Source organism: Pseudomonas sp. Leaf434 (assembly GCF_001425545.1).
GTDB lineage: Bacteria > Pseudomonadota > Gammaproteobacteria > Pseudomonadales > Pseudomonadaceae > Aquipseudomonas > Aquipseudomonas siliginis.
This window is the reverse complement of sequence record NZ_LMQZ01000013.1, coordinates 83,364-108,036: the sequence shown is the minus strand read 5'-3', so window position 1 is coordinate 108,036 and position 24,673 is coordinate 83,364. Positions and strand designations below refer to the sequence as shown.

The window sequence follows — 24,673 nt, the reverse complement described above, 5'->3', positions numbered from 1 at the left end:
GAACAGCAAAAAGGCCGCATGAACCCTTCGGGTTTTCATGCGGCCTTTTTGTTTTTTGCTTGCGCTGGCATCGGCTGATCCATGACACTGCCGGGCCTGTGTGAAGCAATTATTTCGTTGTGGAGGCTGCCGTCATGGCCCACGAACTCTATACCCGCACCAACCAGAAGATCTATTTCGCCGGGCTGTCACTCGAAGCTCTGGCTCGTGCTGAAGAAGGGCGGGCGATGAATTCTCTGGCGCTGATCCAGGCCGGGCGTGAGTCGGCGTTGTTCCACCTCTACGGCGCACTGCTGGGCTTGTGTCATGAGATCGCCGGTTTTTATCGTCTGCCGCAGGCCAATTTGCCAAGGGCAGAGGAGTTGTTGAAGCGCGAAGTGCTGGAGTCGATCGCCATTCCGGAGTTGGCCGAAATGGTCGAGCTGGCCGGTAATCCGGAAACCTGGCTGGCGAAACTGCTGGCGGCGCACGCAGCACTGTTTCAGCCACCGAGGGCGCCACGCAAGCCGAAAGGCGACGTGACACAACCGCTGATTCAAGCGATTAATCTTGATGAAGAAGAGGCGCCGGAAGAGCTCGGTCGAGATGAGCTGGAGAGCTGGCGGCAGAACCTCAAAGGTCTGGCCCTGCGTTTCCGGGAAGGCTTGAACGAGTGCTGAGGTAGTTTGGCGCAGTGGCAATCTGAAACATGCTGCTGGTCAAGATCCCGAGCGAAGCTCGAATGATGTCTATATAATCGCTGCCTTTCGTGGAGAACAGACTTATATGCCAACGTCCTTTCTAGAAATTGTCGAGTTACCAGACGGCCGAATCGAACTGCGCAGGGCCGAGGACGAAGGTTCTCTGGTGACGCTGGATTTCTCCGAGGATGCCAAGGCGTTCCTGCAAGGCCAGCACGTTGAAATTGCCAAAGCGATGTTGAGCGTCGGCGTGCAGATGGCAGGTCGTATGGTTGAAGGCGAGTTTGATAAGGAAGAAGGGCCGCGGGTTCTTCATTGATCCACGCTTTGGCCTTTTCTCGGTCGCTTGCGCTTCAGATCGGCTTCTCTGTCCTTGGAGAAGCCCTGCGCTTCACACAGCGCGCATTACTCAACAATCAACCCAAACGAATGTTCAGGCTCTGAGCTTCGCCCGTGCGCGCGGCGCTGATCAGTTGTTGCCGTGAATTGGCATTCAACGGGTTTAGCCAGGTCACCACGGTGTGGCTGCGACCCAGTCGCAACGCTTCGCACGCCAGTTGCTGAGCACTCTGCGTGCCACGCGGTTGCAGCAGCAGGATGCGTTCGCGGTTCAGGCCGGCATCGCGCAGCCAGGTTTGCGTCAGGCTGGCGGGTGGGGCGATCAGCGTCAGCCAGCGCGCATCCTGATCCTCGCTCAATTCACGGAGGATCGGCGCTAGCAGGTTCAGGCAGTTCCCGGCCGCACCACGCAGTGATAGCTCACTGAAGGCGTCAGGTTTGGCATTCCAGTCACGCTCGACCACGTCTTTGAGGATCGGCGCAATCGGTTGCGCCAGAAACGCTTCAAATAAAGGCAGTTGTGTTTGCTGAGGTGTGTGTGGGAACTGCATGGAGCCTCCTTTAGCGGCGAATGACGCCGACACTCAAGCCTTCGATCACCAGTTCCTGATCTTTCAGGTCGACTTCGATAGGGGCAAACTCGGGGTTCTCGGCAATCAGCCAGACTTTGCTGCCTTCACGCTTGAAGCGTTTGACCGTCACTTCGTCGCCGATACGCGCAACCACAACCTGGCCGTTACGCGCTTCGCGGGTGGTATGCACTGCCAGCAGGTCGCCGTCGAAGATGCCGATATCCTTCATGCTCATGCCGTGCACACGCAACAGGTAGTCGGCGCGAGGATGGAAGAAGGTCGGGTTGATGTTGCAGGATTCTTCGATGTGCTGCTGGGCGAGGATCGGCGCGCCGGCAGCCACTCGGCCAATGATCGGCAGGGTGGAGTCGTCGGCCTTGGCTTCGAAGCCGGGAATACGAATGCCGCGGGAAGCGCCCGGGGTCATCTCGATCGCGCCCTTGCGGGCCAGGGCCTTGAGATGTTCTTCCGCCGCATTTGGCGATTTGAAACCCAATTCCTGAGCGATTTCCGCACGGGTGGGCGGATAGCCGTTGTCTTCGAGGCAACGTTTGATGAAGGCCAGAATCTCGGCTTGGCGTGGCGTCAGCTTTAGCATATTGATCGCTCTGTCTTTTTATACAGTGACTGGGATTATATACAGTGAAGCGGTCTTGGCAATGGGCGTTTTTTTGCCGCCCGCCGAGCGGTCGCGAAGGGCGCTTATTAATGCTGGCGCCTTGTGTGGTTAAATAGCTGACCGACCATTCCCAAAACGAACCGGCAGGCTTGACAAGGCTTAGGCTGAAACGTATGTTTCAAACAAGTGTTTGTCAGGCGGAGTAGCCATGGCCCAGTCGGAAACCGTTGAACGCATTCTTGATGCTGCCGAGCAGTTGTTCGCGGAGAAAGGATTCGCTGAAACCTCATTGCGTTTGATCACCAGCAAGGCTGGCGTCAATCTGGCTGCGGTGAATTATCACTTCGGCTCGAAAAAGGCGCTGATTCAAGCTGTGTTCTCGCGCTTCCTCGGTCCGTTCTGCGTGAGCCTCGATAAAGAACTGGAGCGCCGTCAGGCCAAGCCTGAGAACAAGCCGACCCTCGAAGAGTTGCTGGAAATTCTCGTCGAGCAAGCGCTCGTCGTGCAGCCTCGCAGCGGTAACGATCTGTCGATCTTCATGCGTTTGCTCGGCCTCGCGTTCAGCCAGAGCCAGGGCCACTTGCGACGTTATCTGGAAGACATGTATGGCAAAGTGTTCCGCCGCTACATGCTGCTGGTCAACGAAGCGGCGCCACGCATTCCACCGATCGAGCTGTTCTGGCGCGTGCACTTCATGCTCGGCGCCGCAGCGTTCAGCATGTCCGGGATCAAGGCCTTGCGCGCGATCGCCGAGACCGATTTCGGCGTGAATACCTCCATCGAACAAGTGATGCGCCTGATGGTGCCGTTCCTCGCTGCCGGCATGCGCGCCGAAACCGGCGTCACCGATACAGCCATGGCCAGCGCGCAATTGCGTCCGCGCAGCAAATCCATACCGGTCGCCGCCAAGGTTTGACCGCGCACGGGTGGGCGCGGCAGCTGGTATCCGCTAAGCTAGCCGGCCATGCCGACTCTCGTACTGAACCCGATCTGCATGAATTCTGCTGACCGTCCGGGCATTGCCCACGGTAGCGAATGCAAGCAGATCGGGTTTTTCGTTTTCAAGGAATCTCTATGACTGCTGGCCTGCAAGGCTCGTTGATGGTGGACGTCGCCGGTACCTGGCTGACGGCCGAAGATCGCCAATTGTTGCGTCAGCCCGAAGTGGGCGGCCTGATCATTTTCGCCCGCAATATCGAGCATCCACGCCAGGTGCGCGAACTGAGCGCCGCGATCCGCGCGATTCGTCCGGATCTGCTGCTGGCGGTGGATCAAGAGGGCGGGCGTGTGCAGCGCTTGCGTCAGAGTTTCGTCCGTCTGCCAGCGATGCGCGCCATCGCCGATAACCCGAATGCAGAGTATCTCGCCGAGCAATGCGGCTGGATCATGGCCACCGAAGTGTTGGCGGTCGGGCTCGACCTGAGTTTCGCCCCGGTGCTGGATCTGGACTATCAGCGCAGTGCCGTGGTGGGCACCCGTTCCTTCGAAGGGGATCCCGAGCGCGCTGCCTTGCTCGCCGGTGCATTCATTCGCGGTATGAACAGCGCCGGCATGGCCGCCACCGGCAAACATTTCCCAGGCCACGGCTGGGCCGAAGCCGACTCCCATGTGGCGATCCCGAACGACGAGCGCAGTCTCGACGTGATCCGCGCCAATGATCTGGTGCCCTTCGCCAAACTCAGCAAACAACTGGCCGCCGTCATGCCGGCCCACGTCATCTATCCGCAAGTCGACTCGCAGCCGGCCGGTTTCTCCCGACGCTGGCTGCAGGACATCCTGCGCGGCGAGTTGCAGTTCGATGGCGTGATCTTCAGCGATGATCTGTCGATGGCCGGCGCCCACGTGGTCGGCGACGCTGCCAGCCGCATCGAAGCCGCGCTAAGTGCCGGTTGCGATATGGGCCTGGTATGCAACGACCGCGCGGCAGCCGAGCTGGCGTTGAGTGCCGCCCAGCGTATGAAGGTCAAGCCTTCCGCGCGCATCGCGAAGATGCGCGGTCAGGCCTTCGCCAGCACCGATTATCGTCAGGACCCGCGTTGGCTCACCGCCCTCGGCGCGCTCAAAGACGCTCAACTGATCGATTAAGGATTTTTTCGTTATGACCGTTTACGCAATCATCGGTGGCACTGGCCTGACTCAGCTCGAAGGCCTGATCATTCGCCAGTCGCTGGCAGTCGACACCCCGTACGGCGCGCCTTCGGCCGAGGTGCAGATTGGTGAATACGCCGGCAAGGAAGTGTTGTTTCTCGCCCGTCACGGTCACCCGCATCGTTTCCCGCCGCACAAGGTCAACTACCGCGCCAACCTGTGGGCGTTGAAGCAGGCGGGTGCCGAAGCGATCATCGCCGTTAACGCGGTGGGCGGTATTCATCCGGCCATGGGCACCGGGCATTTCTGCGTGCCGCACCAGATCGTCGACTACACCAGTGGGCGCGAGCACACCTATTTCGCCGATGATCTGGAACACGTCACCCACATCGACTTCAGCTTTCCCTACAGCGAGCCGTTGCGTCAGCAATTGATTGCCGCAGTCGCCGCCGAAGGCTGCGAATACAGCGATCAAGGCGTGTACGCCTGCACCCAGGGTCCGCGTCTGGAAACGGTCGCCGAGATCGTGCGACTGGAGCGTGACGGCTGCGACATCGTCGGCATGACCGGCATGCCGGAAGCGGCGCTGGCGCGTGAGCTGGATCTGGATTACGCCTGTCTGGCGCTGGTGGTGAATCCTGCAGCCGGCAAGACCACCGAAGTCATCACCATGGCCGAAATCGAGCAGGCCTTGCACGATGGCATGGGCAAGGTGAAATCAACGTTGGCGCGAGTGCTGGCCAGCTAAGGACTGTCCATGAGCATTTTCATCGAGCGGCTTAAAGGGCTGACATGGACCCACGCATTCAGTAGCAAGGCGTTGGCCAAGGCCCGCGCTTATGCCGCCGATGACCGGGTAGAGATCCTCGAGATCGATGACAGGAAGATCGAGGCGTTCTGCGTCGGTTCGCAACTTCAGGCCTATGAGCAAAGCATTTATCTGTCCGAAGATCGGCTGGGGTCGGTAAACCTGCGTTGCCTGTGCAGCTGTCCTGTTGCACTGGACTGTAAGCACAGCGCGGCGGTGATCTATCACCTGCTGGGCACGGGTGAGGATGCGTCTGACAATGATGCACAGATCCCGTTGGGGCGAGCGCTCGAGCATTGGCTTTCAACAATTCCCGTGCCGGCCAAGCCCGCTGAAGAAAGTGCGCAAACCGCAGGCACGCGTCTGTTTTACAAGCTCAAACCGACGTCTGCGAACGGCAAGTGGCTGCTTGATATTTTCAAGGTCTATCAGCTCAAGAGCGGCGAGTTACGCGAGGTCAAACCGATGTACTCGCTCGCGGAAATGCTCATGCGCCAGCCGGGCTACCTGTCCGAGCTGGATCTGCGCATCGCCCGGCTGTTGGTCGCCATGCATTCCCATCACGCCTATTACAGCGGCTATCCGCTGGAAGGCAGCAGTGGCGCCGAACTGCTGGAAATGCTCCTGCGTACCTCGCGGCTGTTCCTCGATTTCGAAGACCTGCGAGCGCTGACACCGGGGGCGAAACGCGTGGGTCAGTTCTCTTGGGCTGAGCAGGCCGATGGCGGATTCCGCGCGCAATGGAGCAGTGCCGAAGCCGCGCAGGAAACCGTGCTGGCGCTGGAGCCGCTTTATTATCTTGATCGCGAGCAGCGCCAGGTTGGCCCGCTGTTCACTGAGCTGGAAGAAAAGCTCGCCTGCCATTTGACCCTGGCGCCAGACATTCCGGCGCGTCAGGCCATGCAGTTCAGCCATCGCATGAGCGCGGCGAGCCAAATTGCGCCACCGCACAAGCTCACCGAACGGATCATCGATGACGTGCTGCCGCAGCCGCAGCTCGTCCTGGTCAGCGGCCGGGAACGTTCGCGCTGGGAATACGTGCTGGAGCACCGCGCCGCTCTGCTGTTTACCTACAACGGTCATCCGGCGGTGGATCGCAACCCGGAAGTGATGATCCTCAATGGCAGCGAAACCCAGCGCATTCAGCGTCAACCGGCGCTGGAAAAGAAGCTGCGCCAGAACCTGCAAAAACATGGCTTCAAGAAAGCCACGCGCAAGAGTGCAATGGATCGTCCCGGCGAGATGTTTACCTTGCCGGATGATTCCGCCTGGCTCGGGTTCATGCACGAAGGGCTGGCCACACTGCGCGCCGCAGATTGGAAAATCGAGATCAGTCCCGGTTTCCATTTCGATGTACAACCGGTTGAACAGTGGTACGCCGAGGTCGAAGAAGAGGCCACGCATCAGTGGTTTGATCTGCAGTTGGGTATCGTCGTCAACGGCGAGCGCTACAGCTTGCTGCCGATCCTTCTGCACCTGTTGCGGACCCAGCCGCGCTTGCTCGACCCGGTCAATCTGGCGCAGCGCAACGATGATGAAAAACTCCTGATCGAGCTCAAGCCCAGCGGTTTTGGCGACCCGGCCGGCGCCAAGGTCGCGTTGCCGCTGAGTCGGGTCAAACCGTTGATGGCGACGCTGGGCGAGCTGTATCTGGGCGGACACCAGGGCGATGCGCTGCGCTTGACCGCTCCAGACGCCGCACGCCTGAGTATGCTCGATGGCGTACCGCTGGACTGGCAGGGCGGCGAACGCCTGCGCACTTTTGCCAAGCGTCTGCAGAATTCCAGTCACGCCCAGGTTGCTGCGCCTGCCGGCCTCAACGCGCAACTGCGCCCGTATCAGCTCGAAGGCTTGAACTGGATGCAGACCCTGCGCGAGCTGGAAGTCGGCGGCATTCTGGGCGATGACATGGGCCTGGGCAAAACCTTGCAGACCCTGGCGCATCTGCTCACGGAGAAACACGCCGGGCGCCTGGACTGTCCGGCACTGGCGGTGATGCCCACCAGCCTGATTCCCAACTGGCTCGACGAAGCCGAGCGCTTCACGCCGCAGTTGAAAGTCCTGGCGCTGCACGGCACCGGGCGGCAGAAGGACTTCGCCAATCTCGCCGAATACGACTTGGTGCTGACCACTTACGCATTGCTGCCCAGGGATCTGGAGATCTTGCAGCCGCAGCCGTGGAGCGTGCTGATTCTCGACGAAGCGCAGAACATCAAGAACCCGCTGAGCAAAGCCGCCCAGGCCGCGCGTGACTTGCAGGCCCATCAGCGCTTGTGTCTGAGCGGTACGCCGCTGGAAAACCACCTCGGTGAGCTGTGGTCGCAGTTCCATTTCCTCATGCCCGGCTGGCTCGGCGACAGTAAATCCTTCAATCGCGATTACCGCACGCCGATCGAGAAGCACGGCAATGTCCAGCGCATGCAACACCTGACCGCACGCATCAAGCCGTTTTTGCTGCGGCGCAAGAAGGATCAGGTCGCCACCGAGTTGCCGCCGAAAACCGAGATCATCCACTGGGTCGAACTCAGCGATGGTCAGCGCGACGTCTATGAGACGGTGCGTGTGGCGATGGACAAAAAGGTCCGCGACGAAATCGCCCGCAGCGGCGTGGCGCGCAGCCAGATCATCATCCTCGATGCGCTGCTCAAGCTGCGCCAGGTCTGCTGTGATCTGCGCCTGGTCAATATGCCGCTCACGGCGAAGGCGTTGCGTTCCGGCAGCGGCAAGCTGATCAGCCTGATGGAGATGCTTGAAGAATTGCTCGGTGAAGGGCGGCGCATTCTGCTGTTTTCCCAATTCACCTCGATGCTGGCGCTGATCGAGCAGGAGTTGCAGCAACGCGGGCTTGCTTACTCGTTGCTGACCGGCGACACCACCGATCGGCGCACGCCGGTGAGGGATTTCCAAGGCGGCAAGGTGCCGTTGTTTCTGATCAGCCTCAAGGCCGGCGGTACCGGTCTGAACCTGACGGCGGCAGACACGGTGATTCACTTCGATCCTTGGTGGAACCCGGCGGTGGAGAACCAAGCGACCGATCGGGCGTATCGCATCGGGCAGAACAATCCGGTGTTCGTCTACAAGTTGATTGCCAAAGGCACCGTCGAAGAGAAGATCCAGGCGTTGCAGCAGGAGAAGGCTGCGCTGGCCGGGGCGGTGCTTGAGGGCGGCACGACGGGGGGATTCAAACTGGAACAGAGTGATATCGAGGCGTTGTTTGCGCCGTTGCCGGTTTCCAAGGGTTGAGCCCTGAGTGATTGCGCAATATTGGATGACCCCATCGCTGGCAAGCCAGCTCCCACAGGTATCGAGTTGAAACACAATCTTCGGTACAGGTCATAACCCTGTGGGAGCTGGCTTGCCAGCGATAGCTATCTAACCAGCGACGCCGCTTTCAGCGCTTGTCGATCTTGTCCGGCAACGGCGCAAACAGCGCTTCAATATCATCGCTCTGCAACTTCCAGTCCCCGGCCTTGCGCCCATCGAGCACGCCCGCTGCAAGGTCGGACTTTTCCTTTTGCAGGTGCTGAATCTTCTCTTCCACCGTGCCCCGGGCAATCATCTTGTAGACGAACACCGGTTTCTCCTGGCCGATTCGATACGCGCGGTCAGTCGCCTGATTCTCGGTTGCCGGGTTCCACCACGGGTCGTAGTGAATCACCGTATCGGCTTCGGTCAGGTTCAAGCCGACGCCACCGGCCTTCAGGCTGATCAGAAAAATCTGCCGCGTGCCGCTCTGGAATTCCTTCACCGGTGTGCGCCGGTCACGGGTCTGGCCGGTGAGCAGGGCGTAAGCGATCTTGCGTTTTTTCAACTCCTCTTCGATCAATGACAGCATCGAAGTGAATTGCGAGAACAGCAGAATCCGCCGGCCTTCCTCGAATAACTCCTCCAGCATTTCCATCAGACTGTCGAGCTTGCCCGAGGTGCTGCCGCGCGCGGGCAGGGTGGCGTCGTTGACCAGGCGCAGATCGCAGCAGACCTGGCGCAGCTTGAGCAATGCTTCGAGAATGATGATCTGGCTGCGTGCCACGCCTTTGCGAGTGATCTCGTCGCGGACCTTCTTGTCCATCGCCAGGCGCATGGTCTCGTACACGTCGCGCTGCGCTTCGTTGAGTTCGACCCAATGGATGATTTCGGTTTTCGGCGGCAGCTCGGTGGCGACCTGCTCTTTGGTGCGGCGCAGCAGAAACGGTTTTATCCGACCGTTGAGGTGCTGCAGTCTGACTTCACTGCCGCGCTTTTCGATCGGCACACGGTAATCGGCATTGAAGCTTTTCACATCGCCAAGCCAGCCCGGCAGCAGGAAGTGGAACAGCGACCAGAGCTCGCCCAAGTGGTTTTCCAGCGGCGTGCCGCTGAGGCACAGGCGCTGGCGCGCGTTCAGCTCGCGGGCGGCCTGGGCGGCTTTGCTGTTGGGGTTCTTGATGTATTGCGCTTCGTCCAGCACCAGAACATGCAGCGGCTGTTTGGCGAGACGTTCGAGATCCTTGGGCAACAGGGCGTAAGTGGTGAGGATCAGGTCGAAGTCGGCCAGATTGTCGAAGTGCTTTTTGCGCGTGGCGCCGTACAGGGCGAGCACTTTCAGTTGCGGGGTGAAGTGCGCCGCCTCATCGAGCCAGTTCGGAATCAGGCTGGTCGGCATCACCACCATGCACGGACGATCGAGGCGTCCGGCGTTCTTCTCGCTGAGAATATGCGCCAGGGTCTGTAGGGTTTTGCCCAGGCCCATGTCGTCCGCGAGAATGCCGCCGACTTCGAGTTGTCGCAGCGATTGCATCCAGCTCAAACCTTCGAGCTGATACGGGCGCAGCGTTGCATTCAGACCTTGCGGCGCTTCGGCAGTGAAGTCGCGGATGTCGCGCAGGCGCTGGGCGAAGGTGCGGATCTGCTCGCCGCCTTCCCACAACAGCGGCAGGCCTTCCAGCGAATTGAGCCGGGTGGCGTCAGCCTTGCTCAGGCGCAGGGTGGTTTCGCCCGGCTCCTGCAAATAAAACTCGCCCAGCGTCATCAATACCGGCTTCAAGCGACCGAGCGGCAGCGCCACTTGCAACGGCCCATGCTCGCTGGTGCGTTGCGGAATGTTCACCAGAATCAGCTCGTCATCGCGACGGCGGGCCAGGCGTTCCGGGTTGAGGATCTCGGTGTGCGAGCGCATCAGATTCAGCAGAATCGGCAGCAGGCTCAGGCGCTCGCCGTTGACGATGATGCCCAGTTCCAGATCGAACCAGTCGCGCTCCGGCGCCTGTTCGACGGTGGCGTACCAGTCGTCGACGGCGGTCAGGTCGAAACCGAATTCCTCATCGATCTGCAACTCCCAGCCCTGGCTGCGCAACTTCGGCAAGTCATTCAGCGTGAAGGTCAGCCAGGCGCTGTCGTTGACCATCTCGTAGAGTTCGCCGGCGCTTTCCGGCAGCGCTTTGCTCTGCCGGGTGGCGATGCGGAAACCGAGGATGCGTAACTGTTCGCGGTAGGACTGTTCGACGTCCGGGTGACGTTTTATCCGCAGGGTCTGGGCTTCCTGACGGATCAGGATATCGCTGTGTTTTTGCCCGCTGACGTATTCGTCCAGATAGCTGAACGACAGCGCCGCACGATGCTGAATGTAGCGCTGCATCTTGCCGTTGCGCGGCTCGAAGGCGCTGAACTCCACGCTCGCCAGCCATAGGCGTGGCACCGGTTGCACGTTGTCCACCAGCACTTGCGGCGGCGCTTTCGGGCTACGGTTCTCCAGCACGGCCTGGAGTTTTTCCAGCAACTCGGCATCTTTCGCGGCGGCGGGGTAGTCGAGGGTTTCCTGGATTTTCAGCAGCACCGCCGCGCAGTGTTTGCAGTTGCTGCGCACCGGGCAGGTACAGGTGGCGTCGACCAGCAACAGCGTCGCTTTAGCTGACTCGCGCAGATGGATGGTCTGTCGGTAAACGCTACCGCCAGAACCTTCGCAACTGGCGGTGATGGTCGCATCGCCGACCTGGGCGATGCGCACTCGATTCTCCAAAGCGTAGCGGCGGCCGCGCTCCAGACTCTGTTCTTTGAATCGGCTGACCCACGACGGGGCCAGCGGTTTGCTCAGGGGCGGCGGCATAAGGACTTCGATCAGTCCGGCACGACTTCAGGCGCTTCGCGAGGCGCTGGCGCGGTCAGGGACGTGATCTTGATCAGCAGGGCCAGATGACCGTTGTCGAGGTAATTGAGCTGGCCGTTCTTGGTGTGGCTGTCCTGACGCAGACGCTCACTGGCGGTGACCAGGCCATTGGCGTCGATCTGATTGACCCAGAAATCGGCGGTCACGTCGGTGAAGCGGCCGAGTTTCATTTCCAGCGTGCCCTCGATGGGGAACTGGCCGAACTGTTCCTGACCTTCGCTCACTGCGACTTTCGCCGGCGCTTCGCCGAGGCTCTGCTGCCAGGCTTTGTGCATCAACACGGTGTACTCGCCGCTGGCGGTGAGTTTGTTCACTACATCATTCAGCGCTGGGGTGCGCTGGCTGTCGCTGCCCAGACGCTGGGCGCCAGCGGCCCAGTCTTCCGGGGCGGCGCGGCTGACGATGGCCGGGACGGCATTCTGGCGCACCAGGATCATTTCGACCTGATACGTGTCATCGGCAAACGCCGTCGGTGCTGCAAGTGCAAGCAACAAAGTCAGAGAGCGGAACAGGCGCATCGGGCGTCCTTCAAGCGGATTTCGGGATGAGACGCTCAAACAGCGCCTCGACAGTATTGAAACGTTCTTCCGGGCGCTCCATCGGCACCTGGAATTTAAACATCGTCGCGCCTTCGAACTTGTAGCGCTTGGGCTGCGTCTGGATCAGCTTGATCAGGGTCATCGGGTCAACCGGCGTCTGCGCTTCGAACTCGATGCGTCCGCCTTGCGGCCCGCCGTCGACTTTCTTGATGCCGAGCTTTTCCGCCTGCAATTTCAGCGCGGTGATCCGCACCAGGTTCTTGGTCGGCTCCGGCAACAGGCCGAAGCGGTCGATCATCTCCACCTGCAGATCCTTGAGGCCTTCCTCGTCGGTGGCCGAGGCGATGCGTTTATACAGAATCAACCGCGCATGCACATCCGGCAGATAATCTTCCGGAATCAGCGCCGGCACCCGCAGATTGACTTCCGGGCCGCCACCCAGCGGTTGATCGAGGTTCGGCTGCTCGCCCTTGCGGATCGACTTCACCGCGCGCTCAAGCATTTCCATGTACAGGGTGAAACCGACGGCCTGAATCTGCCCGCTCTGACCGTCGCCGAGCAGTTCGCCGGCGCCACGGATTTCCAGGTCGTTGGTGGCCAGCACGAAACCGGCGCCGAGGTCCTGGGTATTGGCGATCGCTTCCAGACGTTTTTCCGCGTCCGAAGTGATTTGCTGGCGTGGCGGTGTCAGCAGGTAGGCGTAAGCCTGGTGGTGACTGCGGCCGACACGACCACGCAACTGGTGCAGCTGGGCCAGGCCGAACTTGTCGGCGCGCTCGATGATGATGGTGTTGGCGCTTGGCACGTCGATGCCGGTCTCGATGATGGTCGAGGCGATCAGCACGTTGAAGCGCTTGTGGTAGAAGTCGCTCATCACTTGTTCGAGTTCACGTTCACGCATCTGCCCGTGGCCGATACCGATGCGCGCTTCTGGCACCAGTTCGGCGAGGTCGGCGGCGCATTTCTCGATGGTCTTCACATCGTTGTGCAGGTAATAAACCTGACCGCCACGCAGCAGTTCACGCAGCAGGGCCTCTTTGACCGTGCTCTTGTTCTGCTCCATGACAAAAGTGCGCACCGACAGGCGCCGCGCTGGCGGCGTGGCGATGATCGACAGATCGCGCATGCCCGACACCGCCATGTTCAGCGTGCGCGGAATCGGCGTCGCGGTCAGGGTAAGGATGTCGACTTCGCTGCGCAGGGCCTTGAGCTGTTCTTTCTGGCGTACGCCAAAACGGTGTTCTTCGTCGATGATCACCAGCCCGAGGTTTTTGATCTTCACATCATCGGACAGCAGCTTGTGCGTGCCGATGACGATGTCGATCTTGCCTTCCGCCAGATCGGCGATCGCCGCGTTGACTTCCTTGGCCGATTTGAAGCGACTCATCACTTCCACGGTCACCGGCCAGTCAGCGAAGCGGTCGCGGAAACTGTTGTAGTGCTGCTGGGCGAGCAGGGTGGTCGGCACCAGAATCGCCACCTGACGACCGCCGTGCACGGCGATGAACGCGGCGCGCATGGCCACTTCGGTCTTGCCGAAGCCAACGTCGCCGCAGACCAGGCGATCCATCGGTTTCGGCGCGAGCATGTCTTCGCGCACGGCCTCGATGGTGGCTTGCTGATCGGGTGTTTCCTCGAACGGGAAACCGGCGCTGAAGGTGGCGTAATCGGCCTTCGGGTCGGCGAAGGCGTAACCTTCACGGGCGGCGCGACGGGCGTAAATGTCGAGCAATTCGGCGGCGACGTCACGCACCTGCTCGGCGGCTTTGCGCTTGGCTTTCTGCCAGGTTTCCGAACCGAGGCGGTGCAGCGGCGCGAGCGAATCGTCGCTGCCGGTGTAACGTGCGATCAGGTGCAGGTTGGCCACCGGCACGTAAAGCTTGGCGTTCTCGGCGTATTCGAGGGTGAGGAATTCGGCGGCCTGATTGTCGATTTCCAGGATCGTCAGGCCCAGGTAGCGGCCGACGCCGTGATCGATATGCACCACCGGCGCGCCTTCGCGCAGTTCGGTGAGGTTCTTGATCACCGCATCGTTGCTGACGTCGCTGCGCTTCTCGCGACGACGACGTTGCATGACCCGTTGGCCGAACAGCGGACTTTCCGCCACCAGCGCCAGCGCCGGGTCGTCGAGCAGCAGACCCTCGTCGAGCGGGGCGATGGTGATCGCCAGACGATCCTTGCTGGCGACGAAGTCCGGCCAGCTGTCGACGGTTTTCGGCCGCAACTTCAGGCGTTCCAACAGTTCCAGCAGGACTTCGCGACGACCCGCCGATTCAGCGGTGAACAGCACGCGCCCGGGGAATTCTTCGAGGAAACCGGCCAGCGCCGCCAGTGGTTGCGTGGCTTTGGCTTCGATGGCCAGATCGGGCAGCGCATGGGCCGGGAAGCGTTCGCGGCCGACACCGCTTTCAACGTCCTGTTGACTGGCAACGACCCGTGGCCAGTTCTTCAGGCGCGCGAAGCAGTCTTCCACCGGCAGGAACAATTCGGCCGGTGGCAATAAAGGACGCGATGGATCGACGCGGCGTTCTTCGTAACGATTGCGCACGTCGTTCCAGAAGTTTTCCGCCGCCTGCTCGATGCCCGGCAGCGAGAACACTTGTGTGTCCTGAGGCAGGTAATCGAACAGCGTCGAAGTTTCGTCGAAGAACAGCGGCAGGTAGTACTCGATGCCGGCCGGGGTGATGCCGCTGCTCAGGTCCTGAAAGATCGGGCAGCGACGGAAGTCGACGTCGAAGCGCTCGCGAAAGCGCGCCTTGAAGCGGGTGACTGCGTCTTTCTGCAACGGGAATTCGCGGGCCGGCAGCAGCTTGACCGACTCGACCTTGTCGATTGAACGCTGGGTTTCCGGATCGAAGGTGCGCAGGGTTTCGATTTCGTCGTCGAACAGGTCGATGCGATACGGCAGTTTGCTGCCCATCGGGAACAGGTCGATCAGCGCGCCGCGTACGGTGAACTCGCCGTGCTCGTACACCGTGTCGACATAGCGATAGCCGCTGGCTTCGAGCCGCGCGCGCATCTGTTCGACGTCGAGCTTCTGGCCGATATCCAGCACCAGGCTGCTGCCGAGGAGGAATTTGGTCGGCGCCAAGCGATGCAGGGCGGTGGTGATCGGTACCACCAGCACGCCGTGGGCCAGTTCCGGCAGGCGGTAAAGGCTGGCGATGCGCTGGGAGATGATGTCCTGGTGCGGCGAGAACAGGTCGTAGGGCAGGGTTTCCCAGTCGGGGAAATGCAGTACGGGCAAATCCGGGGCGAAGAAACTCAGCTCCTGTTCCAGCCGTTCGGCGCTTTGGCTGTCGGCGGTCAGCAGCAGGGTAAAGCGCTTGGCAGCGCTGGCAGCCTCGGCAATCGCCAGGCTGAGGGCGGCACCGGGCAGATTGCCCCAGTGCTGTTTACCTGCTTCGGCAGGGAGTAACGGTAGACGCAGAACAGGCACGGAAGGTTGAGCTCCAGGCGTTGCGACAAAGTCGGTAATTGTAGCGGCCTCCGGTGCCGCCTGTCAGTTGCAGACTGCGTCTATCTTCACGGTTTGGACGAAATGTAGTGGTAACCATAAAAACGAGCACTTTTTTCATGGTTATGTAGTGCCGAAACCGGGTGGTGTTACGGAGGGTTACAGACATCGTCTAACAGTCGTCGAAAAATTGACTGCGCTGAAAGCCCCGGTTTTACTGGGCTGGAGAAAGGCGTAAATTTTTTGAACGGGATTTTGTTACCGATTGCGCGACAAGCGCGCATTGCTGAAAGGGCTTCTCGGCGGCATAATGTAGCCCCTTTTTTCTGCCCCTACATGTGGAAGGTTACCGTGACTCAGAAGCCCGACCAGTGTCTTGGTGAATGGATCGACCGTGAAGCACTCGCAGAAGCGATGATTCCGCTTATCGGTCAGCTCTACCGCAATAACAACGTGGTTAGCTCGATCTATGGCCGCAGCCTGATCAACCAGTCTGTCATCGCGATTCTCAAAGCTCACCGCTTTGCTCGCCACCGTTCTTCGGACGACAGCGAACTCTCCGTCCACGAAACATTCCCACTGCTCAAGGCCATGAGCGAGCTCAAGCTCGGCGCGGCGTCGGTGGATCTGGGCAAGCTGGCGTTCAAATTCCGCAATGAAGGCAACGGCCGCAGCGCCGAGCAGTTCGTGCGTGAAGAGATGGCTGACGTGGTTGGCCAGCAGAACGCCTCGGCCCGCAAAGGCACCGACGTTGTTCTTTACGGCTTCGGTCGTATCGGCCGTCTGCTGGCGCGCATCCTGATCGAGAAAACCGGTGGTGGCGACGGCCTGCGTCTGCGCGCCATCGTCGTGCGCAAAGGCGCCGAGAACGACCTGACCAAACGCGCCAGCCTGCTGCGTCGCGATTCGGTACACGGTTCGTTCAACGGCACCATTACCATCGATGAAGAAAACAACACCATCACCGCCAACGGTAACCTGATCCAGGTGATCTACGCGAAGAACCCGACCGAGGTGGATTACACCCAGTACGGCATCAAAGACGCGCTGCTGGTGGACAACACCGGTGTCTGGCGTGACGCCGATGGCCTGGGTCAGCACCTGGCCTGCCCGGGTATCGACCGCGTTGTTCTGACCGCGCCTGGCAAGGGCAAGCTGAAGAACATCGTTCACGGCATCAACCACGGTGAAATCACCGCTGACGACAAGATCGTCTCGGCTGCTTCCTGCACCACCAACGCCATCGTGCCGGTGCTCAAAGCGGTCAACGACAAGTTCGGCATCATCAACGGTCACGTCGAAACCGTTCACTCGTACACCAACGACCAGAACCTGATCGACAACTTCCACAAGGGCGATCGCCGTGGCCGCAGCGCCGCGCTGAACATGGTGATCACCGAGACCGGCGCCGCCACCGCTGCTGCCAAGGCTCTGCCTGAGCTGGCCGGCAAGCTGACCGGTAACGCGATTCGTGTTCCGACGCCAAACGTGTCGATGGCCATTCTCAACCTCAACCTTGAGAAAGCCGCCACCCGCGAAGAGATGAACGAGTACCTGCGCTACATGGCTCTGCACTCCGAGCTGCACAAGCAGATCGACTTCGTCAATTCGCAGGAAGTGGTGTCGACTGACTTCGTTGGCTCGCGTCACGCCGGTGTAGTCGACGCTGAAGCGACCATCGTGCAGGACAACCGCGTCGTTCTGTACGTCTGGTACGACAACGAGTTCGGCTACAGCTGCCAGGTAGTTCGTGTGATGGAAGACATGGCTGATGTGAATCCGCCAGCGTTCCCGCGCTAAGCCTCAGGCTTGAATGAAAACGCCCCGACATTTTGTCGGGGCGTTTTTGTTTGTGGGCCTGTTGGATCTTCGGCGTCCTTGCCGGCCTCTTCGCGAGCAGGCTCGCTCCCACACTGGATCAGTGTCGTTCACAATCTTCTGTGGGAGCGAGCCTGCTCGCGAAAGCATTCTGTCAGGCGCCGCTGGCTACCGAGGCCTGCGCGGTGCGCAACTCATGCCGGTTGCCACGGAATAGCACCAGTGTCGCAATCAAGCCCAACACCGCCGCGCCACTTAGCCAGATGCCCGGTGCTGCCTTGTTGTCCAGCACATGAATCAGATAGGTGCACGCTGCCGGAGTAAATCCGCCGAACGTCGCCGTTGCCAAACTGTAAGCCAGGGAAAACCCGGTCGTGCGCACTTCCACCGGCATGATCTCGGTCAGCGCCACCACCATCGCGCCGTTGTACGAGCCGTACAGGAACGACAGCCACAATTCGACAATCAGCAAATGGCTGAAGCTCGGATTCGCCACCAGCCACGACAGTGCCGGATACGCCGTGAGGATCGCCAGAATTGTCGCCGCCAGCAGTAAGGGTTTTCGGCCGATCTTGTCGGATACCGCGCCCATCACCGGTAGCCAGAAGAAGTTCGACAAGCCGATGCACACCGTCACCAGCAAGGCGTCGAGGTCCGACAGATGCAGCTCAGCCTTGCCAAACGTCGGCGTGTACGCAGTGATCAGGTAGAACGACACCGTGGTCATCACCACCAGCGCCATGCCGGCAATGACGATGCCGAAGTTCTGCCCGATCGAGCGGACGATTTCGCCGAGGGTAGGGCGGTGGGTTCGCGCCTGGAATTCCGGAGTTTCTTCCAGCGAGCGACGGATGAAGAAAATCACCGGCACGATCATGCAGCCAATCAGAAACGGCACGCGCCAGCCCCATTCGCCCATTTGCTCCGGACTCAGCCAGTGGTTGAGGCCAACGCCGAGCAGACCGGCGAACACCACGGCTGCCTGTTGGCTGGCGGACTGCCAACTGACGAAAAAGCCTTTACGCCCCGGCGTCGAAATTTCCGCCAGATACACCGACACACCGCCCAGTTCCACGCCCGCCGAGAAGCCTTGCAACAGACGGCCGAACAACACCAGTAGCGGCGCGGCGACGCCGAGCGTCGCGTAGCCAGGCACGCAGGCAATCAACACCGTACCGGCGGCCATCATCGCCAAGGTGATGATCAGTCCTTTGCGCCGTCCGTGACGGTCGATATAGGCGCCGAGGAAAATTGCCCCCAGCGGGCGCATCAGGAAGCCGGCGCCGAAGGTCGCCAGCGACAGCATCAGCGAAGCGAAGGCGCTGTCGGTGGGGAAGAAGGTTTTGGCGATGGCCGTTGCATAGAAGCCGTAGACCATGAAGTCGAACATTTCGAGGAAGTTGCCGCTGACAACGCGAAAGATCGCTTTGCCTTTGCCCGTGGTGGAGGACATGGGAGGTACTCACTGTTCAATTTTGTATAAAGGCGTTGCAGCCATGGGGAAGCGAGCGGGCGCTTGTAGTTCATAATGGCCGCCGTGGTTTTGCGGGGAGATGAAGAAATGTTAACTGGACGCTGGTTGGGGCTTGTGGTGTTGGCGGTGGCAATCGGCGGCTGCGGCAACGGCGATTCCCTGGAACAGGTCGGTGGCTCGACCATGGGCAGCACCTGGTCGGTCAAATACGTGCGCCACGCCGGGGTCGCCGATCCTGCGCAAGTGCGCGGTGAAGTGAAGCGCATCCTCGGCGAAGTCGATCAACAGCTGTCGACTTACCGCAGTGACTCCGTCATCGAGCGTTTCAACGCCTTGCCCGCCGATAGCTGCCAAGCCATGCCGGCAGCGGTGCTCGAATTGGTCCGTATCGGCGAACAGCTTTCAATGCAAAGCGAAGGCTCCTACGACCTGACCGTGGAACCGCTGCTGGACCTCTGGGGATTCGGCCCGCAAGGACGCGAGGAAAAGATCCCTGATGCGGCCGCTGTGGCCGAGGTCATGCAGCGGGTCGGCCATCAGCATCTGCGCATCGACGGCGAACGGTTGTGCAAGGACGCCGCCGTCGAAGTCGACTTCAACAGTATTGCCGCCGGTTACGCCGTGGATACCATCGCCGCCAGATTGCAGGGCATGGGCATCGACAATTACCTGGTCGAAGCCACGGGCGAACTCAAAGCCCGGGGCAAGAAGCCGGATGGTTCCGCGTGGCGCATCGCTCTCGAAGAGCCTCGCGATGACCAGCAAGTGGCCGAGCGGATTATCGATGTCGATGGCTACGGCGTGTCCACCTCCGGTGACTACCGCCATTATTTTCTGCAGGACGGTCGGCGTTATTCCCACACCTTCGATGCACGCAGCGGAAGGCCGGTCCTACATGATCTGGCGTCAGTCACGGTGATTCATCCTTCAGCGTTGATGGCCGATGGACTATCGACGCTGTTGCTGATTCTCGGGCCGGAAAGGGCACGGGACTATGCCCAAAAGCATGACATTGCTGCATTCTTTGTCTTGCGTGCCGATACAGGTTTCGTCACCCGCAGCAGTCAGGCATTTACGCAGCTTGTCGGTGAAAAAAACTGACCGGAGACAAGACGAAAGCTGGCGTTGTAGTGCAGGCAAAAGTAGCCTACGACGCGACCAAGGGTTAATGTGCGCGGCGTTGACGCTTCTATAGACTGTGTCCGGGTTCTTCACTGGCCCCCAATTGTTCCTTCGCGCCGCCGTTCGGCGTGATTTAGCCGCCGGTGCTGCTGGCACCGCGGCCTGTTCTGAGGAGTACGCATGGCTGTCTACAACTACGACGTGGTGGTACTGGGTTCCGGCCCGGCGGGAGAAGGCGCGGCAATGAACGCCGCCAAAGCGGGGCGCAAGGTCGCGATGGTCGACAGCCGTCGTCAGGTCGGCGGCAACTGCACCCACCTCGGCACCATCCCGTCCAAGGCACTGCGTCACTCGGTGCGGCAGATCATGCAGTTCAACACCAACCCGATGTTCCGCGCGATCGGCGAGCCACGCTGGTTTTCCTTCCCGGACGTGTTGAAAAGCGCCGAAAAAGTCATTTCCAAACAAGTCGCATCGCGCACCGGCTACTACGCCCGTAACCGCGTCGACGTGTTCTTCGGTACCGGCAGCTTCGCCGACGAGCAGACCATCGAAGTGGTTTGCGGCAACGGCGTGGTCGAGAAGCTGGTGGCCAAGCACATCATCATCGCCACCGGTTCGCGCCCGTATCGCCCGGCGGACATCGATTTCCACCACCCGCGTATCTACGATAGCGACACCATCCTCAGCCTCGGTCACACCCCGCGCAAACTGATCGTTTACGGCGCTGGGGTAATCGGCTGCGAATACGCGTCGATCTTCAGTGGTCTGGGTGTGCTGGTCGAACTGGTCGACAACCGTGGCCAGTTGCTGAGCTTCCTTGACTCGGAAATTTCCCAGGCGCTGAGCTACCACTTCAGCAACAACAACATCACCGTGCGTCACAACGAAGAGTACGACCGCGTCGAAGGCGTGGACAACGGCGTGATCCTGCACCTGAAATCCGGCAAGAAGATCAAGGCCGACGCCTTGCTCTGGTGCAACGGCCGTACCGGCAACACCGACACGCTGGGTCTGGAAAACATCGGGGTCAAGGTCAACAGCCGTGGCCAGATCGAAGTCGACCAGAACTACCGCACCTGCGTGGAGAACATCTACGGCGCCGGTGACGTGATCGGCTGGCCAAGCCTGGCCAGTGCCGCCCACGACCAGGGTCGTTCTGCCGCCGGCAGCATCGTCGACAATGGCAGCTGGCGTTTCGTCAACGACGTGCCGACCGGCATCTACACCATTCCGGAGATCAGCTCGATCGGCAAGAACGAGCAGGAATTGACCCAGGCCAAAGTGCCGTACGAAGTCGGCAAGGCCTTCTTCAAGAGCATGGCGCGGGCGCAGATTGCCGGTGAGCCGCAAGGCATGCTGAAGATCCTCTTCCACCGCGAGACGCTGGAAGTGCTCGGCGTGCATTGCTTCGGTTATCAGGCGTCGGAGATCGTTCACATCGGTCAGGCGATCATGAATCAGCCGGGCGAGCTGAACACCCTGAAGTATTTCGTCAACACCACGTTCAACTACCCGACCATGGCCGAAGCCTATCGGGTCGCGGCGTACGACGGCCTCAACCGGCTTTTTTGACGGGCTCCGGCCGGTGGCCTGAGCCGGCCGGGGAGACCGATTTCAGCAATTCTCAAGGGTGGCAGTGGCCAAACCGGGAAAGTCTGTAATCAGGCTGTCAACGCCGAAGTCGGCGAGTCTGCGCATCAGTGCAGGCTCGTTGACGGTCCACACCGACACATGCAGGCCCTGACGCTGCGCCTTCTGCAGGCGTTCCGGCGTACACAGCGTCCAGTTCAACGCGAGAATTTCGCAACCGTAGCTGGCCGCCACCTTCAACGGATCGAGCCAGGCGTATTCGGCCACCAGGCCACGGGATACGTCCGGTACCAGGTCCAGCGCTGCCTTCAAGACTTCCCGTGAACTCGAGGTGATCGTCACCTTGTCGAGCAGGCCATGCCGTTGAGCCATTTCCCGAATCGCCAGCACGGTAGTCGCCGCGCGGGTGCGTGAAGCGCTTTTGACTTCCAGCTGCCAGTGCTCGAAATCACATTGCTCGAACAGCTCCTCCAGCGTCGGAATCGGGCACGGCTGGATCCAGCCCGGGCCGCCCTTGCGTGCGTCGTAGGTCACCAGTTCGGCGGCGGTGTGCTCGACGACTTTGCCGCGACGGTCGGTGGTGCGCTTGAGCGTCGGGTCATGGATGACCATCAGCTCGCCGTCCTTGGACAGGTGCAGATCCAGTTCGCAGCGGCGCACGCCGTGCTTGAGGCATTCCTGAAAGCTGCTCAGGGTGTTTTCCGGTGCTTCGCCCTTGGCGCCGCGGTGGCCGTAGATGAGGGTCACGGTGCTTCCTTAAGTTAAATGCCAGATTCGTTCTGTTCGCGGGCCAGACGGCGTTCCTGAGCCTGCTTCTGCAAAATGTAGCGAGCGAGCAACTGGCGCTGGGCATCGGTCGGGCGCTCGAACTCGGTGCCGACGTCATAGCCATCGCCCTTGGGATCGCAATGGGTGACCCGGGCGCGCAGCAGCAGGCCAAGCGCCTGCGGCATCAGCACCAGTTTCACCGACAGGTGCGCGCCGGTGGCAATCGGGGTCGGGTACTGAAAGTCGATCCCGCCCTCGGAGATGATCACCGGCTGCGGCTCGCCGATGTGTCCGAGCACCGTCAGGGCGATTACCTGGCTGAGCAGGTCGATGCGTTTGTTCTGCGATTTGAGGAACGCCGCGATGGCGCGGTCGCGCTCGCTGATCTGTCGCAACAGGTGCTGCGACTCGAATTCGCTCAGGTGCAGTTCGCTGAGCAGGTTGAACAGTGGGGAAGCATCCTGCAACACTTCCTGGCCTGCGGCTTCGGGAGCGGACAGGGGCCGAATTTCCAGTGCGATCGTGTCCTCGATACGGTAGTATTCGCGGCGATCTTCTTCATCTAATGTCGACATGGCGAACCCATGGTAGCGGCGGTGGTCTGAGTGTAAAGCTGGTTTTCGACCCCCGCCACAAGGACGTTCCTTTTCCCTCCGAACAAGCCCCGACATGTTCAGACCTCTCTTCGTATTTATCGGCACGCGTTATACCCGTGCAAAGCGTCGCAATCATTTTGTGTCATTCATTTCCCTGACTTCGATGATCGGGCTCGCCCTTGGCGTGGTCGTGATGATCGTCGTGCTGTCGGTGATGAACGGCTTCGACCATGAGATGCGCACCCGCGTGCTGGGTATGGTGCCCCACGCCACTCTCGAGACCGGTGAGCCTATCAACGACTGGCAAAGCCTAGCCGACAAGGTCAGGCAGAACCGGCAGGTGACGGCGGTGGCGCCGTTCACCCAGATGCAGGGCCTGCTGACCAACAACGGCCAGGTTTCCAAAGTGTTGCTCAATGCCATTGATCCTGCGCTCGAGCGCAATGTGTCGATCATCGACAACTTCATGAAGCAGGGCAAACTCGACGACCTGACACCGGGCAGCTTCGGCATCGTCATCGGCGACAAGGCCGCGACCAAGCTTGGCGTCGGCATCGGTGACAAGGTCACCTTCGTCGCGCCGGAGGTCAGCGTGACCCCGGCCGGGATGTTCCCGCGCATGAAGCGCTTCACCGTGGTCGGGATTTTCCATGTCGGTGCCGGTGAGCTCGACGGCTACCTCGGCGTGACCAATCTGCAGGATCTGGCGAAAATGCACCGCTGGAAAGCCGATCAGGTGCAGGGCCTGCGGCTGAAGTTCGACGACCTGTTCCAGGCACCGCGTGAGGCGTGGAACATCGCCCAGCAGCTCGGCGAAGATCGTTACTACGCCCGCGACTGGACCCGCACCCACGGCAACCTGTATCAGGCGATCCGCATGGAAAAAGCCATGATCGGGCTGCTGTTGCTGCTGATCGTCGCCGTCGCCGCGTTCAACATCATTTCCACGCTGGTGATGGTGGTGAACGACAAGAAGGGCGACATCGCCATTCTGCGCACCCTCGGCGCCACTCCGGGCACGATCATGCGCACGTTCATGGTTCAGGGCACGGTGATCGGCGTGGTCGGCACGGCCATCGGCGCGGTGGTCGGGATCCTCGCGGCACTGAATGTCAGTGCGGCCATTTCGGCGCTTGAAGGGCTGATCGGCCACAAGTTCCTTAATGCTGACGTGTATTTCATTGATTATCTTCCTTCGCAGGTACAGAGCCAGGACGTCGTCATGGTCTGCGCCGCTGCGTTGGTCCTGAGTTTCCTCGCCACCCTGTATCCCGCCTGGCGTGCCGCGCGCACCCAGCCGGCGGAGGCGTTACGTTATGAGTGAGTCGGGCATGAGTGAACAAGCAATTCTGAGCTGCCGTAACCTGGGCAAGTCCTACGAGGAGGGGCCTGAGTCGGTACAAGTGCTGGCCGGCCTGCAACTGGAGTTGCACCCGGGCGAGCGTGTGGCGATCGTGGGTAAATCCGGTTCCGGCAAAAGTACCTTGCTCAACCTGCTCGGCGGCCTCGATACGCCGAGCAAGGGCAGCGTCTGGCTCGACGGTGAAGAACTGTCGGCGTTGAGCGAGAAGAAGCGGGGCCTGCTGCGCAATCGCGCGCTTGGTTTCGTTTACCAGTTTCACCACCTGCTGCCGGAATTCACCGCGCTGGAAAACGTCTGCATGCCGCTGTTGATCGGCAAGACCGCCATCCCGGAGGCGCGCCAGCGTGCCACGGCATTGCTGGAGCGCGTCGGTCTCGGCCATCGTCTGGAACACAAACCGGCCGAGCTGTCCGGCGGCGAACGTCAGCGCGTGGCCATTGCCCGTGCACTGGTGAACAACCCGGGGCTGGTGATGCTCGATGAGCCAACCGGCAACCTCGACCTGCATACCGCCGAAGGCATTCAGGATCTGATGCTGGAGCTGAGCACTTCGATGCGCACGGCGTTCCTGGTGGTGACGCACGACATGAACCTGGCTCGCCAGATGGACCGCGTCCTGCAGTTGCAGGAAGGTTGCCTGACCCCCATCTGACTGGCTGAAACCCGGCGCCCGTAACGGTGCCGGGTCTTTTATT

At 60.7% G+C, this 24,673-nt stretch carries 19 protein-coding genes; 11 read left to right on the top strand and 8 right to left on the bottom strand.

All coding sequences use genetic code 11. The features are described from left to right. Positions 1 to 134 precede the first annotated feature (134 nt). On the top strand, positions 135 to 659 hold the full coding sequence (locus tag ASG55_RS25375; RefSeq protein WP_056791526.1) for a DUF6586 family protein: 525 nt from the start codon (positions 135 to 137) through the stop codon (positions 657 to 659). A 106-nt stretch (positions 660 to 765) separates the two neighbouring features. Beyond that, entirely contained in the window at positions 766 to 999 is a 234-nt protein-coding gene (locus ASG55_RS25370; protein ID WP_003226592.1) for a hypothetical protein, read from the top strand. A 97-nt stretch (positions 1,000 to 1,096) separates the two neighbouring features. On the opposite strand, the gene sulA is transcribed toward ASG55_RS25370, so the two are convergent. After that, on the bottom strand, positions 1,097 to 1,570 hold the full coding sequence (gene sulA / locus ASG55_RS25365) for an SOS-induced cell division inhibitor SulA (protein WP_041477346.1): 474 nt from the start codon (positions 1,568 to 1,570) through the stop codon (positions 1,097 to 1,099). A 10-nt stretch (positions 1,571 to 1,580) separates the two neighbouring features. Further along, positions 1,581 to 2,189 (bottom strand): transcriptional repressor LexA, encoded by a 609-nt coding sequence (lexA, locus tag ASG55_RS25360; RefSeq protein ID WP_016775490.1) that lies wholly within the window; start codon positions 2,187 to 2,189, stop codon positions 1,581 to 1,583. A gap of 229 nt (positions 2,190 to 2,418) precedes the next feature. Between lexA and ASG55_RS25355 the strand changes: the two genes are divergently transcribed. From ASG55_RS25355 to ASG55_RS25340, 4 genes are all read left to right on the top strand, one after another. Next, the gene (locus ASG55_RS25355) at positions 2,419 to 3,126 is read left to right on the top strand and encodes a TetR/AcrR family transcriptional regulator (protein ID WP_056791523.1); all 708 of its coding nucleotides are present in this window, start codon (positions 2,419 to 2,421) and stop codon (positions 3,124 to 3,126) included. A 158-nt stretch (positions 3,127 to 3,284) separates the two neighbouring features. Continuing rightward, the gene (gene nagZ, locus ASG55_RS25350) at positions 3,285 to 4,295 is read left to right on the top strand and encodes a beta-N-acetylhexosaminidase (protein WP_056791520.1); all 1,011 of its coding nucleotides are present in this window, start codon (positions 3,285 to 3,287) and stop codon (positions 4,293 to 4,295) included. Positions 4,296 to 4,308: 13 nt separating this feature from the next. Then, a complete protein-coding gene (locus ASG55_RS25345) occupies positions 4,309 to 5,046 on the top strand; it encodes an S-methyl-5'-thioinosine phosphorylase (RefSeq protein WP_056791517.1) in 738 nt (245 codons plus the stop codon). 9 nt (positions 5,047 to 5,055) lie between these two features. Continuing rightward, positions 5,056 to 8,349, top strand: a complete 3,294-nt coding sequence (locus ASG55_RS25340; RefSeq protein WP_056791514.1) for a DEAD/DEAH box helicase — start codon at positions 5,056 to 5,058, stop codon at positions 8,347 to 8,349. A 148-nt stretch (positions 8,350 to 8,497) separates the two neighbouring features. On the opposite strand, the gene ASG55_RS25335 is transcribed toward ASG55_RS25340, so the two are convergent. Genes ASG55_RS25335 through mfd form a run of 3 tightly spaced genes read right to left on the bottom strand, consistent with a single transcriptional unit; the run spans position 8,498 to position 15,226 of the window. Next, positions 8,498 to 11,188, bottom strand: coding sequence for a DEAD/DEAH box helicase (locus ASG55_RS25335; protein WP_056791511.1), 2,691 nt, complete (start codon positions 11,186 to 11,188; stop codon positions 8,498 to 8,500). Between the two features lie 11 nt (positions 11,189 to 11,199). Then, complete coding sequence (locus ASG55_RS25330) at positions 11,200 to 11,766, bottom strand: CsiV family protein (protein WP_056791507.1); 567 nt, start codon at positions 11,764 to 11,766, stop codon at positions 11,200 to 11,202. A 10-nt stretch (positions 11,767 to 11,776) separates the two neighbouring features. Next, entirely contained in the window at positions 11,777 to 15,226 is a 3,450-nt protein-coding gene (gene mfd, locus ASG55_RS25325; protein ID WP_024013632.1) for a transcription-repair coupling factor, read from the bottom strand. A gap of 354 nt (positions 15,227 to 15,580) precedes the next feature. Between mfd and ASG55_RS25320 the strand changes: the two genes are divergently transcribed. Then, a complete protein-coding gene (locus ASG55_RS25320; protein WP_016775482.1) occupies positions 15,581 to 17,044 on the top strand; it encodes a glyceraldehyde-3-phosphate dehydrogenase in 1,464 nt (487 codons plus the stop codon). A 172-nt stretch (positions 17,045 to 17,216) separates the two neighbouring features. Here ASG55_RS25320 and ASG55_RS25315 read toward each other — a convergent pair whose 3' ends face one another. Beyond that, positions 17,217 to 18,515 (bottom strand): MFS transporter, encoded by a 1,299-nt coding sequence (locus tag ASG55_RS25315; RefSeq protein ID WP_041477332.1) that lies wholly within the window; start codon positions 18,513 to 18,515, stop codon positions 17,217 to 17,219. A 108-nt stretch (positions 18,516 to 18,623) separates the two neighbouring features. Here ASG55_RS25315 and ASG55_RS25310 point away from each other — a divergent pair, with 108 nt between their 5' ends. Both ASG55_RS25310 and sthA read left to right on the top strand, forming a co-directional pair. Beyond that, the gene (locus ASG55_RS25310; RefSeq protein WP_056791504.1) at positions 18,624 to 19,637 is read left to right on the top strand and encodes an FAD:protein FMN transferase; all 1,014 of its coding nucleotides are present in this window, start codon (positions 18,624 to 18,626) and stop codon (positions 19,635 to 19,637) included. A gap of 201 nt (positions 19,638 to 19,838) precedes the next feature. Continuing rightward, complete coding sequence (gene sthA / locus ASG55_RS25305) at positions 19,839 to 21,233, top strand: Si-specific NAD(P)(+) transhydrogenase (RefSeq protein WP_016775479.1); 1,395 nt, start codon at positions 19,839 to 19,841, stop codon at positions 21,231 to 21,233. A 42-nt stretch (positions 21,234 to 21,275) separates the two neighbouring features. Here sthA and ASG55_RS25300 read toward each other — a convergent pair whose 3' ends face one another. Together ASG55_RS25300 and ASG55_RS25295 are read right to left on the bottom strand one after the other, a co-directional pair. Next, the gene (locus tag ASG55_RS25300; RefSeq protein WP_056791501.1) at positions 21,276 to 21,998 is read right to left on the bottom strand and encodes a glycerophosphodiester phosphodiesterase; all 723 of its coding nucleotides are present in this window, start codon (positions 21,996 to 21,998) and stop codon (positions 21,276 to 21,278) included. Positions 21,999 to 22,012: 14 nt separating this feature from the next. Next, positions 22,013 to 22,594, bottom strand: coding sequence for a PilZ domain-containing protein (locus ASG55_RS25295; RefSeq protein ID WP_016775478.1), 582 nt, complete (start codon positions 22,592 to 22,594; stop codon positions 22,013 to 22,015). Between the two features lie 94 nt (positions 22,595 to 22,688). Here ASG55_RS25295 and ASG55_RS25290 point away from each other — a divergent pair, with 94 nt between their 5' ends. Next, positions 22,689 to 23,939 carry a lipoprotein-releasing ABC transporter permease subunit gene (locus ASG55_RS25290; protein WP_041477329.1) on the top strand — a complete coding sequence of 417 codons (1,251 nt, stop codon included), beginning with the start codon at positions 22,689 to 22,691 and terminating at the stop codon, positions 23,937 to 23,939. Further along, the gene (gene lolD, locus ASG55_RS25285) at positions 23,932 to 24,630 is read left to right on the top strand and encodes a lipoprotein-releasing ABC transporter ATP-binding protein LolD (RefSeq protein WP_024013628.1); all 699 of its coding nucleotides are present in this window, start codon (positions 23,932 to 23,934) and stop codon (positions 24,628 to 24,630) included. The genes ASG55_RS25290 and lolD overlap by 8 nt, the downstream gene beginning before the upstream one ends. Positions 24,631 to 24,673 lie beyond the last annotated feature (43 nt).